Annotated in this window: 10 protein-coding genes and 2 tRNA genes; 2 read left to right on the forward strand and 10 right to left on the reverse strand. The window is 61.8% G+C overall.

What is annotated here, in order from left to right; genetic code table 11:
• Positions 1 to 24: 24 nt before the first annotated feature.
• On the reverse strand, positions 25 to 861 hold the full coding sequence (locus tag RM530_RS07385; protein ID WP_311364581.1) for an HAD-IA family hydrolase: 837 nt from the start codon (positions 859 to 861) through the stop codon (positions 25 to 27).
• A 156-nt stretch (positions 862 to 1017) separates the two neighbouring features.
• Between RM530_RS07385 and gluQRS the strand changes: the two genes are divergently transcribed.
• Positions 1018 to 1947: a tRNA glutamyl-Q(34) synthetase GluQRS gene (gluQRS, locus tag RM530_RS07390; protein ID WP_311364688.1), complete on the forward strand. Its 930-nt coding sequence runs from the start codon at positions 1018 to 1020 to the stop codon at positions 1945 to 1947.
• A gap of 33 nt (positions 1948 to 1980) precedes the next feature.
• Positions 1981 to 2475, forward strand: coding sequence for a polyhydroxyalkanoate synthesis repressor PhaR (gene phaR, locus RM530_RS07395; protein WP_311364582.1), 495 nt, complete (start codon positions 1981 to 1983; stop codon positions 2473 to 2475).
• A 772-nt stretch (positions 2476 to 3247) separates the two neighbouring features.
• Here phaR and pnp read toward each other — a convergent pair.
• The 9 genes from pnp to RM530_RS07440 all read right to left on the reverse strand — a co-directional run bounded on the left by pnp (position 3248) and on the right by RM530_RS07440 (position 12125).
• Positions 3248 to 5356 carry a polyribonucleotide nucleotidyltransferase gene (gene pnp / locus RM530_RS07400; RefSeq protein ID WP_349256191.1) on the reverse strand — a complete coding sequence of 703 codons (2109 nt, stop codon included), beginning with the start codon at positions 5354 to 5356 and terminating at the stop codon, positions 3248 to 3250.
• 40 nt (positions 5357 to 5396) lie between these two features.
• On the reverse strand, positions 5397 to 5666 hold the full coding sequence (gene rpsO / locus RM530_RS07405; RefSeq protein ID WP_311364583.1) for a 30S ribosomal protein S15: 270 nt from the start codon (positions 5664 to 5666) through the stop codon (positions 5397 to 5399).
• A gap of 91 nt (positions 5667 to 5757) precedes the next feature.
• Positions 5758 to 6666 carry a tRNA pseudouridine(55) synthase TruB gene (gene truB / locus RM530_RS07410; RefSeq protein ID WP_311364584.1) on the reverse strand — a complete coding sequence of 303 codons (909 nt, stop codon included), beginning with the start codon at positions 6664 to 6666 and terminating at the stop codon, positions 5758 to 5760.
• Between the two features lie 12 nt (positions 6667 to 6678).
• Complete coding sequence (gene rbfA, locus RM530_RS07415; RefSeq protein ID WP_311364585.1) at positions 6679 to 7044, reverse strand: 30S ribosome-binding factor RbfA; 366 nt, start codon at positions 7042 to 7044, stop codon at positions 6679 to 6681.
• A gap of 20 nt (positions 7045 to 7064) precedes the next feature.
• A complete protein-coding gene (gene infB, locus RM530_RS07420; protein WP_311364586.1) occupies positions 7065 to 9737 on the reverse strand; it encodes a translation initiation factor IF-2 in 2673 nt (890 codons plus the stop codon).
• Between the two features lie 66 nt (positions 9738 to 9803).
• Entirely contained in the window at positions 9804 to 11300 is a 1497-nt protein-coding gene (gene nusA / locus RM530_RS07425) for a transcription termination factor NusA (RefSeq protein WP_311364587.1), read from the reverse strand.
• Positions 11301 to 11318: 18 nt separating this feature from the next.
• Positions 11319 to 11774 carry a ribosome maturation factor RimP gene (rimP, locus tag RM530_RS07430; RefSeq protein WP_311364588.1) on the reverse strand — a complete coding sequence of 152 codons (456 nt, stop codon included), beginning with the start codon at positions 11772 to 11774 and terminating at the stop codon, positions 11319 to 11321.
• A 54-nt stretch (positions 11775 to 11828) separates the two neighbouring features.
• A tRNA-Met gene (locus tag RM530_RS07435) sits at positions 11829 to 11905 on the reverse strand.
• A gap of 135 nt (positions 11906 to 12040) precedes the next feature.
• Positions 12041 to 12125 (reverse strand) — tRNA-Leu (locus RM530_RS07440).
• Between the last annotated feature and the right edge of the window lie 30 nt (positions 12126 to 12155).

Genomic DNA, 12155 nt, shown 5'->3' on the forward strand with positions numbered 1-12155 from the left:
GAGAGACTGCCGAAACCCGCCCTCTCAGCCCAGCAGCATCAAGGCTTCGAGATCGCACAACCTGACGCAGCCGTTGCTGAGTCCGCCGCGCAGCACGCTGACGTGACCGCCGGGTTCACCCAGACCATCGACCACCAATGATGCGCCCTCGAAATCCTCGTTGCGGGTGTTTTCGTTGACCGTCACCAAGGTCCTGATCCCCGCAGCCACCGCGGCGGCCATGCCCATCGCCGAGTCCTCCACCGCCACACAAGCCGCAGCACTGGTTCCGAGACGCTGTAGTGCCAACAGGTAGAGGTCCGGCTCGGGCTTCTTGTTCGGCGCGTCTTCGCCGCAGATCACCACGTCGATCTCGGATTCGAGTTCCGGTCCGATCGTATGCCGCAGCAGCGGCAACAGACTCGCGCGGCTGGCATTGGTGACGATGGCCACACGCACGCCGCGCGCACGCGCCTCGTGTATCAGGCGGGCCACTCCCGGACGCAGCGGCACCGAACCATCGCGCACCAGATTCGAGAACTGTTCCGACTTGAGGTGATGGACTTCGTCGACCCAAGCACGCGCGTCGGCCTTGACGCGCGCGGCGTGGCTGCCCAGATCGGGGCGATAACGCTTGAGGTAGTGCTGCAGGCGTTCACGCCCACCCGGTTGCTGCAAGAGCTTGCGATACAGCTTGGGGCTCCAGTACCAGCCAAGTCCCATTTTCCGGAAGGCGGAATTGTAGGCCGGCCGATGCCCGAGTCGCTCGGTATCCGCCAGCGTGCCATCCATATCGAAGAGTATCGCCTGCAGCGGGGACGGCTCCGTGCGGGCACTTCCTTGTCCAGGATCGGGGTCCACGAGGACAGCTTGTTCGGTCATCAATCAGGTACGCCGTCAGCATAGCAGTTCGCTTCCTGGATCGCGTGACCCGGCGCACACAAGCCCGGCCTGTCAAGACCCTTGCCGGCCTATGCTCACGAAGCGGATTGAACGACAAACTTGAGCATTCCCGCACCCCATGCCGATACTTCGCGCATGCACCCACCAAGCACCTTCGCCTCGGCTGCCAGAGCCTATCGCGGCCGATTTGCGCCGACGCCGTCAGCGCCGCTTCACCTCGGATCCTTGATCGCCGCGCTCGCCAGCTACCTGGAAGCGCGGCGGCATCGCGGGCTCTGGCTACTCCGGATCGACGACCTCGACTCGCCGCGTTGCCCCCCCGGCACCGACTCGCTGATCTGCGCACAACTCGAAGCGCATGGCCTTTATTGGGATGGACAACCGCGGCGCCAATCGCAGCATCTCCACGAGTACGGCGAAGCGCTGGAGTCGCTGATCGCCAGCGGCCAGGTCTATGCCTGCGCCTGCACACGTGCGGTGCTTGCACAGACTTCAGCCCAGGGACCCGATGGCCCCGTCTACAGCGGCACATGCCGCGAATCCGGGTTGGACCGGCACGGCCATGCGCTGCGATTCCGGATCGGAGCCGGCACCGTCGCGCTGGCCGACGGCTGGCAGGGCGAGGTCGTGCGCAGCCAGGCCAAAGACATCGGCGATTTCGTGGTGCGCCGCGCCGACGGCATCTTCGGTTATCAACTGGCCTGCGCCGTCGACGAATTCCAGCAGGGCATTACCGAGGTGGTCCGGGGCGCCGATCTGCTGGCGTCCAGCCTGCGGCAGATTCTGCTGCTGGGGGCACTGGCTTGGCCCCAGCCTGACTATCGCCACCTTCCTGTGCTGGCCGACGCCGAGGGGCGCAAGCTGTCCAAGCAGAATCACGCCCCCCCGATTGAACAGCGCGACGCCGCCCGGAACCTGAGCCACGCGCTCGAATTTCTGGGCCAGACGCCCCCGCCCGACTTGGCGGCGGCCCCGGTGCGGGAAGTGATGGACTGGGCACAGGCGAACTGGACCCCTCAGCGCGTTCCGGGCGTCCACGAAATTTTCGCCGCGCGACTCGTATAATGCACTGCAACATAACTTGAGCCAGCCGCAAACATGAGCGATGTCCGCATCATCAAGAAGTATCCGAACCGTCGCCTGTACGACACGGAGATCAGTCGCTACATCACGCTTGAAGAAGTCCGACAGCTGGTCCTGGAGAACATCGACTTCGAGGTCATCGACAAACGCAGCAAGGACGACATCACGCGCAGCATCCTTCTGCAGGTCATCGCCGAGCAGGAGGAAGGTGGCGACCCGATCTTCCAGACGGAGATGCTGCGGCACGTCATCCGCTTCTACGGCGATCCGATGCAGTCGAGCATCAGCCGATATCTGGAACTGTCGATGCAATTGTTCCTGGACCAGCAACACACCTTTGCCGAGCAATTGCGACAAATGTTGGGCAAAGCAGAACAGCCGCTACAGTCCCTGCGTGAAATGGCCGAGGAACACGTTCCGATATGGCGTTCGGTCAGACGCGAGTTTCTTCGCAACCTCTCGCGCGCCAAAGTGGTTCGCAGTCAGCGCGGTCGGACCGATGAGGAATAAGGATCACCGCTTCGAGCAGGCAAAATGGCACGAAACTGGCATTGCAAGTCGGGCAGCATGAGCGCAAATTTCCGATATCTGACGAAAATTCATGAACGATCCGTCATGTTTTTATGAATCCATAATAACCAATTGAATTCATGTGAAATTTTTTGAACATCGGATGTTGACACTCTAGCCACCAATCTTTATACTGCACCGCATCAACAGTAAGAAAGCGACGCGACACCCCCGCAGTTACCGCTTTCGGACTGTGACCAGTCTCCTCCAGAAAGGCCTCGCGCCTTTCTCGCACCTTGGCCCTCTCTATAGAGGGCTTTTTTTTGTGTGAAATTCTTGAGCCCACCGGCTCCAGCCCGATCAACAGGTCCGATCGATGCATTTGACGAGAAAATTGACCGGCTCCGCACGCAAGGCGCGAGCGCCCGTGGATTTACGAACAGTGCGTCATCAGTATTTCACCGTGCTGCCCCGCGCCACGGGAACGGCTGCGGAATCCATGGTCCAGGAATTGACAAGCCGTCGGACCATCTTTATAGTGCACTGCAACAAGAGTCAGGCAACAAAAACCCGGCAGAGCCGGGTCGAATGATTGCTTTTCTGGTTCTTTGAAGATTAACGAGTCTCCTCCAGAAAGGCTTTGCGCCTTTCTCGCACCTTGGCCTCCACCATGTGGAGGCTTTTTTTTGCACGTACGATTAGTAGACTGATTGTGCTCCTAAATGTGCCGGCAGGCAAGCCCTGCCGGCACTAAATTAAGGCGTTTCAGTCTTTATTCGACGGGCACTTCCAATGCTTTCATCGACAGGCGAATACGGCCCTGCTTGTCGACTTCAAGCACCTTGACGCGAACGATGTCGCCTTCCTTGAGCACATCCTCGACTTTCTCGACACGCTTGTCGGAAATCTGAGAGATGTGCACCAGACCGTCCTTGCCCGGGATGATCGTCACGAAGGCGCCGAACTCCATCAGACGAGCCACGCGACCTTCGTAAACGTCACCGGCCTGGACCTCACGCGTCAGGGCGGTGATTCTCGCGATGGCCGCCTCGGTCGCAGTCTTGTCAACGGCAGCGATCTTGATCGTGCCATCGTCCGCGATGTCGATCGTGGTCCCGGTTTCCTTGGTGATCGACTGAATGGTGGCGCCACCCTTGCCGATGACTTCGCGAATCTTGTCCGGATTGATCTTGATCGTGGTGATGCGCGGCGCCCATTCGGACATGTCCTCGCGCGGCGTATTGATGACCTTGCCCATCTCTTCCAGGATATGCAGCCGTGCCGTCCTGGCCTGGGCCAGCGCCTGCTTCATGATCTCGCCGGTAATGCCGTTGATCTTGATGTCCATCTGCAACGCGGTAATGCCGTCGTCCGAACCGGCGACCTTGAAATCCATGTCGCCGAGATGATCCTCGTCGCCAAGAATGTCGGTCAGCACAGCGAAGCGGTCGCCTTCCTTGATCAAGCCCATCGCGACGCCGGCGACCGGCGTCTTGATCGGAACACCCGCGTCCATCAGCGCCAGACAGGAACCGCACACCGAGGCCATCGAAGAAGAGCCGTTGGATTCGGTGACTTCCGAAACCAGACGCACCACGTAGGGGAATTCCTTTTCGAGGTCCGGCATGATCGCCGCCAGGCCACGCTTGGCCAGACGGCCGTGACCGATCTCGCGGCGCTTCGGCGAACCGACGCGGCCTGTCTCACCGACACAGTACGGCGGGAAATTGTAGTGCAGCATGAACGGCTCGCGCCATTCACCTTCGATGGCATCGATCAGCTGTGCATCCTTGCCGGTGCCCAGCGTGGTGACCACCAGCGCCTGGGTCTCGCCGCGGGTGAACAGGGCGGAACCATGTGTACGCGGCAACACGCCGACTTCCATCTGCAGATCCCGCACGGTGGCGTTGTCGCGGCCATCGATGCGCGGACTGCCGTCGAGAATACGATTGCGCACGACCTTGGCTTCGATGTCGTGGAACGCATTGCCAAGCTGGCGTTCCGTCCATTTGGCGGATTCGCCGCTGCCCAGCGCAGCGACGATTTCGGCGCGAACGACGCCCAGAGCATCACGGCGCTCCTGCTTGTCGGTCACGGAGTAGGCATCGGCAATCTTCGCCTCATACGCAGCGAGGTCTGCCTCGATCGCGGAAGCGGTAGCATCCGCTTCCCAGACCCATGCGGGCTTGCCGGCTTCGGCGGCCAGTTCATCGATCGCGTTGATCGCGACCTGCATCTGCTCGTGGCCGAACAGCACGGCTCCAAGCATGACTTCTTCGGACAGGCGGCTGGCTTCGGACTCGACCATCAGCACCGCCTCCTTGGTGCCGGCGACTACAAGATCCAACTGCGACTCGGTGTCGAGCACAGTGGCCGACGGGTTGAGCACATACTCGCCGTTGACGTAGCCGACACGCGTGGCGCCGATCGGACCCTGGAACGGCACGCCGGACAGACGCAGCGCGGCCGAAGCGCCGATCATCGCGGGAATGTCCGCATCGACTTCGGGATTCAGCGACATCACGGTGGCGATCACCTGGACTTCGTTGCGGAAGCCCTTCGGGAACAGCGGACGAATCGGGCGATCGATCAGCCGCGAGGTCAGCGTTTCCTTTTCGGTGGGACGGCCTTCCCGCTTGAAGAAGCCGCCCGGGATGCGGCCGCCGGAATAGGCGCGCTCCTGGTAATCGACCGTCAGCGGGAAAAAGTCCTGATCCGGCTTGGCCGTCTTTCTGGCCACTGCCGTGACCAGCACGACCGTTTCGTCCATGCTGACGATGACGGCACCGCCGGCCTGACGTGCCACTGCGCCGGTTTCCAACTTGACAGTATGGCTGCCAAACGGAAACGTCTTGACCGTAGGCGTTAGGTTCAGCGCCATGGTGATCTCCTCAATGTAGTGAATAGCGGGTGGACTGCGCTTAGCGGCGCAGGCCGAGCTCGGCGATCAGCATCTTGTAGCGATCGGCATCTTCACTCTTCAGATAATCCAGCAGCTTGCGGCGCTGGTTCACCATCTTGAGCAGACCACGGCGGGAATGATGATCCTTCTTGTTCGCCTCGAAATGCGGGGCGAGCGTCTTGATGCGCTCGGACAGCAGCGCAACCTGCACTTCCGGCGATCCGGTATCGCCCTGCGCACGCTGGAATTTTTCCAGAACGGTGCGCTTCTGTTCAACGGTCAAGGCCATTTAATCAAAGCTCCAAACTTGTCAAGTCTCTTTTAAGGCGCGGAATTGTAGCGGTGCGCCGGGGTACAAACAAGCAAAACCGCAATAAAGTTCAGGACATCCAGCGCCGTGGGGCCACCAGGCCGTCTGCATCGATCACCGCGATGCCGAGTAGACGCGCGTCCGGTCCAAACACAGCGACGGCGCCCTCTTTTGGCGCGCCGGCAACGCGAACCGCCTGTCCTCTCGACAGGTAAAACGCGCGGTCGGCGTCAACACTGAGTTGCGGCCACCCAGCGAACGCTGCGGACGGGGACACCAGCAGACGGTCCAGCGCTTCGCACCCCTCCGACGCGGCCTGTTCCAGTTGCGCGATGCCGACCATGTCCTCACCCGAGAACGGCGCCACCTCGGTGCGACGCAGCATCGTGACATGTGCCAGGGTTCCGGCAGCGCGCGCCAGATCTTCCACCAGCACGCGGATATAGGTGCCTTTCGAACAATGCACGTCCAGCACGAATTCCGACTGCGCAACCGAAAGCAACTGCATGGAATGAATCGTGACCGTCCTCGGCTGACGTTCCACGGCCTCGCCCTTTCGCGCCAGTTCGTAAAGCCGCCGCCCCTGATGCTTGATCGCGGAATACATCGGCGGGATCTGTTCGATCTCGCCGAGCATCGCCGCGATTGCGGGGCGCAGAGCCTCCGCGCCTGCAATACGATCCGTCCGCTCGACGATCTCGCCGTCCGAATCCGCGGTATCGGTTCGGCTGCCCATGTGGGCGCACACGCGATAACGCTTATCCGACTCCAGCAGATAGGTCGTCAGCTTGGTCGCATGACCAAAGCAGATCGGCAACAGGCCGGTCGCCAGTGGGTCAAGACTGCCAGTATGTCCGGCCTTGGCGGCACCATACATTCGCTTGACCTGCTGCAGGGCACCGTTGGAGGTCATCCCGGTCGGCTTGTCGAGCAGTAGGATGCCATGCACGTCTCGCGCACCCGGCTTGCGTCTCGCCATTGCAGCCCGCGCTCAGTCCTTATGGTGACTTTCGTCATCGGCGACCGCGTCGCGGATCAGGCGATTGATCCAGTCGGCGGTATCGGGCACTTCATCACTGAAGAAGTACAGCTCCGGCGCGTGGCGCATGCGCAACCTGCGGCCCAGCTCTCCGCGCATGCGCGGCGCCATTTCCTTGAGCAAGACCAGCGCCTCGCTGACATCCATGCCCATCCGGCTGACAAACACGCGGGCGCTGCTCAAATCGGCCGTCAGCTCAACGCTGGTGAAGGTCACCAGGCTCAGCCGCGCATCCGAATAGCCTTCGGAGATCAGCTGCGTCAGCTCTCTTTGAATCTGAACCTTGACGCGCTGACTGCGCGAATATTCCTTGGGCATGATGAAATCGGTGGCCGCTTCTAGGCGCGGCCGCCCGCGGCCTGCGCACTGACGGTACGCTTGACCTCGATGCGATCGAAGCACTCGATCTGGTCGCCCACTTTGACGTCGTTGTAGTTCTGCACCGCAATACCGCATTCGGTGCCAGCCTCGACCTTGCTGACATCGTCCTTGTGCCGGCGCAGCGATTCGAGTTCGCCTTCGTAGATGACGACGCTGTCGCGCAGCACGCGGATCGGCAAGCCACGACGGACTTCGCCCTCGATCGTGAGACAGCCCGCCACCGCACCGAACTTGGACGAACGGAAAACATCGCGCACCTGGGCGATGCCGATGATCTGTTCGCGAGTTTCGGTCCCGAGCAGGCCAGCGATGGCGTCGGACACGTCATCCAGCACGTCATAGATGATCGAGTAGTAGCGCACATCGACGCCGGTTTCCTGGATGCGGCGGCGCGCCACGCTGTCGGCACGCGTGTTGAAGCCGATGATGATCGCCTGGGAAGCCAGAGCCAGATCGACGTCGGATTCGGAAATGCCGCCGACTGCGGCAGAGACGATATTGACCTTGACCTCCGCGCTCGGAATCTTGAGCAGCGAATCCTGCAGCGCCCCGGACGAGCCCTGCACGTCCGCCTTGATCATCAGGTTTAGCGACTTGCGAGCGCCCTCGCCCATCTGCGCGAAGACCTGCTCCATGCGCACGGCCTGAGTCTGCGCCAGCTTCTGCTCGCGCAACTTCACCTCACGCAGCTCGGCCAGTTCCCTGGCCTTGCGTTCGTTGGCCACGGCGACGACATCATCACCGGCATCCGGCGCACCGGACAGGCCCAGAATCTGTACAGGAATCGACGGACCTGCGGTTTTCACCGGCTTGCCCGCTTCATCGAACATCGCGCGGACTCGGCCGAAATGCGGGCCGGACAAGACGACGTCACCTTGATTCAGGGTGCCCGAGCGAACCAGGACCGTTGCGACCGGACCCCGTCCCTTCTCGACACTCGATTCGATGATCTGCCCGCGTGCCGGCGCATCCACCGGCGCCGTCAGCTCCAGCAGCTCGGACTGCACCAGGATAGCGTCGAGCAAATCGTCGATGCCGGCTCCGGTGTGAGCAGATACACCCACGCACTGGACGTCACCGCCCCAGTCCTCGACGAACACCTCTTCCTTGGACAACGCCGATTTGACGCTATCCAGATCGGCGTCCGGCTTGTCGACCTTGGTGATCGCCACGATCATCGGCACGCCGGCCGCTTTCGAGTGCTGAATCGCCTCCCGCGTCTGCGGCATGACGCCGTCATCTGCGGCGACCACCAGGATCACCACATCGGTCACCTGCGCACCGCGGGCACGCATGCGCGTAAATGCGGCATGGCCCGGAGTATCCAGGAAGGTCACCACACCCTTGCCGGTGCGGACGTGGTAGGCGCCGATATGCTGGGTGATACCACCGGCCTCGCCCGCGGCGACGCGCGTGTGTCGAATGTAATCAAGCAAGGACGTCTTGCCGTGATCGACGTGGCCCATGACCGTCACTATCGGCGGACGCGTCACCAAGGGGGCATCGCTGACCTCACCTTCGACCGCCTGTAGCAGACTGTCCTCGGTCGCAGTCGCACTGACCGGCTTGGGTTTATGCCCGATTTCCTCGACCACCAGAACCGCGGTGTCCTGATCCAGCGTCTGGTTGATGGTCGCCATCACGCCCATCTTCATCAGCGCCTTGATCAGCTCCCCGGTCTTGACAGCCATGCGATTGGCGAGATCACCCACCGTGATTGCTTCCGGCACTTCCACTTCGCGCACAACCGGCGCGGTGGGCCGTTCGAAGCCGTGCTGCGTCTCGAAGCGAACCCGACCGCCGCCGCTCTGCTTGCGCTTGCGGTCACGCTTGCCGGACTTGTCCTTGGCAACGTGCAGTTCCTTGCGGCCCGCCGCCGACCTCGGCGCCTCGCGCTCCGGCGGCTTGCGTAACGGTTCCTGGCGTCGCATTTCCTCGGCACGACGCAGATTTTCCTCGGCGCGGCGACGTGCCGCCTCCGCTTCAAGACGCGCTGCATCCACAATCGGCGGCGCTGCCTTGGATTTGGCCACTTCCTCAGCCTTGGCGGCCGCTTCACGGGCTGCAATTTCGGCCGCTTCGGCCTCACGGCGGCGACGCGCATCTTCCTCGGCGATGGCCGCTTCGGCGTCCAGTGCAGCCTTGCGTCGCGCTTCTTCGGCTTCGGCGCTGACGGCCTGCGACTGTGCTTCGGCCTGTTTCTTGGCTTCCAGCTCGGCCGCTTCACGCGCCGCGGCTGCGGCAATCGCCGCGCGCTCCTCCTGCTGACGCGCCTCTTCGGCAGCGACCTGCGTCGGATCGGGCTCATCGTTCTTGACGTAGGTGCGCCGCTTGCGAACTTCGATCGACACCGTCTTGGACGCACCGCGCCCACCGCCAAGCTTGAGCTCCGAGGTGGTCTTGCGCTTCAGAGTGACGCGCTTGGGATCACCGCCACTTGGAGCGGTCGCGGTCACCGGGCTGGCGCCGCGCTTGCCATGAAGGTGCGTCAGCAATGCGCGCTTATCGTCTTCCGACAGCGGGGCATCGATGCTGTCCACGGCGACTCCGGCCTCTTGCAACTGTGTCAGAAGCAGGTCCACCGGGATTTTCACCTCGGTAGCAAAGTCTCGTACGGTGACTGTGGACATCTTTACTCCAGTTCAATCGGCAGTGGTTCGACGGTGCGGCGAGCGATGACCCTCTTCAAAAAGGGCTCAAGCCTGCTCTTCGAACCAGTGCGCGCGTGCGGCCATGATCAGCTCGCCGGCGCGTGCCTCGTCAATTTCGATGATTTCCATCAACTCGTCGACACCCAGTTCCGCGAGATCATCCCGCGTCTTGATGCCGTGCTCGGTCAGCTTCTGTGCCATGTCGTCATCGACACCTTCGACCGACTGCAATGCGTCCCCCGCCTGCCCCTCACCCACATGCTCGGCGCTTGCAATTGCGCGTGTCAGCAGCGCGTCGCGGGCGCGGGAGCGCAGTTCGGCGACGATTTCCTCGTCGAACTCCTCGATCTCGAGCAGCTCCTGTTCCGGCACATACGCGACCTCTTCCAGGGTCGTGAATCCCTCTTGTACCAGAATGACAGCGATTTCCTCGTCCACGCCCAGCTGCTCGATGAAGGCTCGGCTAACGGCCTCATTCTCCTTCTCAGTCATGGCAGCCGCATCTTCGACGGTCATCACGTTGAGCACCCAGCCGGTCAACTCGGACGCCAGGCGCACGTTCTGACCGCCGCGGCCGATCGCCTGCGCCAGCTTCTCATCGGCCACCGCGATGGCCATGCTGTGCGCTTCTTCATCGACAACGATCGACTCGACCTCGGCCGGCGCCATCGCATTGACGACGAACTGTGCGGTGTTGTCATCCCAGGGAACGATATCGATACGCTCGCCAGCGAGTTCGTTGGACACGCTCTGCACACGCGAACCGCGCATGCCGACGCAGGCGCCGACGGGATCGATACGCTTGTCCTTGGCCTGGACCGCGACCTTGGCACGCAGGCCGGGGTCGCGGGCGGCGCCCTTGACCTCGATCAGGCCCTGCGCGATTTCGGGCACTTCCAGCTTGAACAGTTCGATCAGGTACTCTGGCGAGGTGCGCGACAGGAACAACTGCGGGCCGCGCGTCTGCGGGCTCACCTCATAGAGGAAGCCGCGAATGCGATCGCCCACACGCACCGGCTCTCGCGGAATGACTTGATCACGCGCGATGATTGCCTCGGTGTTGCCGCCGAGATCGACAATGATGCTGCCGCGCTCCAAGCGCTTGACCATGCCGGTCAATAGCTCACCGACACGGTCGCTATAGGCTTCAACGATCTGTGAGCGTTCTGCCTCACGCACCTTCTGCACGATGACCTGTTTCGCAGCCTGGGCGGAAATACGACCGAACTCGACATTCGGCAGCAGCTCTTCGATGTATTCGCCCACCGCGACGCCGGGCTGCTTCTGCTCGGCGCGCATATAGAGAATCTGGCGGTCCGGGGATTCGAATTCCGGATCCTCGTCATCGACTACGAGCCAGCGGCGCATCGTCACGTATTCGCCGGTCGAGCGATCGATCGTGACGCGCACGTCGATGTTTTCGCCGTAGCGCTTTTTTGTCGCGGACGCGAGCGCGGCTTCGATTGCCTCGAAGATGATGTCCTTTTCGACGCCTTTCTCGTTGGAGACGACGTCCGCGACCAATAATACGTTTTTGTTCATGACGCTAACTACTCCACGTCAAAACCGGGGCACAAGGCGTGCCCGCTCGATATCCGTGAGTTCCAGCTCGATCACGCCCCCCGGCGTCTCCAGCAGCACCAGGCTGCCGTTGATCCCCCGCAGTACACCATCGAACCTCTTGCGGCCGTCACGCGGGTAAAACAAGCTGATCTTGACCTCCTCGCCCGCGAAACGCTCGAAGTGCTGCGGCTTCGCCAACGGCCGATCGAGGCCGGGCGACGACACTTCCAGCTGATACGCCTGGGGGATCGGGTCTTCAACATCAAGCGCGCCGGCCACTTCCCTGCTGACCCGTTCGCAGTCGCCCAGATCTATTCCATCAGGCGAATCAATATAAAGACGAAGAACGGAATTGTGACCCTGACCGGTCAATTCAAGCATTAACAGTTCGTAGCCGAGACTCTCGATCACCGGCTCCAGCATTGCCGTCAGTTTTTCCGTCAGTCCTGTCATTCGCGCCTAAGAAAAAAAAAGCCCCGATAAAGCGGGGCCGTTTACTGCTCCGATTGGTAGCGGGGGCAGGATTCGAACCTGCGACCTTCGGGTTATGAGCCCGACGAGCTGCCAGACTGCTCCACCCCGCACCAGAGTCGGCGCGCATCCTACGCATTCAGGCCATGAGTTTCAAGCCAAAACCGCAGAAAGCACTCCAAAAACCACAACATCCACAAACTTCACATCGACCCGCTGACCCGCCCAGACGCTTCCGAGGACGCAGCTGGTGCCGACGGTGAGACTCGAACTCACACGGGTTTCCCCACTACCCCCTCAAGATAGCGTGTCTACCAATTCCACCACGTCGGCGAGCAACGGGGCGCGCATTCTATCAGGCCG

The sequence above is a fragment of the Banduia mediterranea genome (assembly GCF_031846245.1).
GTDB classification, from domain to species: Bacteria; Pseudomonadota; Gammaproteobacteria; order Nevskiales; family Nevskiaceae; genus Banduia; species Banduia mediterranea.

What these genes read in the sequence shown, in the direction of transcription:
- RM530_RS07385 (WP_311364581.1), bottom strand. Translation starts at nt 861, where the DNA reads ATGACCGAACAAGCTGTCCTCGTGGACCCCGATCCTGGACAAGGAAGT.
- gluQRS (WP_311364688.1), top strand. Translation starts at nt 1,018, where the DNA reads ATGCACCCACCAAGCACCTTCGCCTCGGCTGCCAGAGCCTATCGCGGC.
- phaR (WP_311364582.1), top strand. Translation starts at nt 1,981, where the DNA reads ATGAGCGATGTCCGCATCATCAAGAAGTATCCGAACCGTCGCCTGTAC.
- pnp (WP_349256191.1), bottom strand. Translation starts at nt 5,356, where the DNA reads ATGGCGCTGAACCTAACGCCTACGGTCAAGACGTTTCCGTTTGGCAGC.
- rpsO (WP_311364583.1), bottom strand. Translation starts at nt 5,666, where the DNA reads ATGGCCTTGACCGTTGAACAGAAGCGCACCGTTCTGGAAAAATTCCAG.
- truB (WP_311364584.1), bottom strand. Translation starts at nt 6,666, where the DNA reads ATGGCGAGACGCAAGCCGGGTGCGCGAGACGTGCATGGCATCCTACTG.
- rbfA (WP_311364585.1), bottom strand. Translation starts at nt 7,044, where the DNA reads ATGCCCAAGGAATATTCGCGCAGTCAGCGCGTCAAGGTTCAGATTCAA.
- infB (WP_311364586.1), bottom strand. Translation starts at nt 9,737, where the DNA reads ATGTCCACAGTCACCGTACGAGACTTTGCTACCGAGGTGAAAATCCCG.
- nusA (WP_311364587.1), bottom strand. Translation starts at nt 11,300, where the DNA reads ATGAACAAAAACGTATTATTGGTCGCGGACGTCGTCTCCAACGAGAAA.
- rimP (WP_311364588.1), bottom strand. Translation starts at nt 11,774, where the DNA reads ATGACAGGACTGACGGAAAAACTGACGGCAATGCTGGAGCCGGTGATC.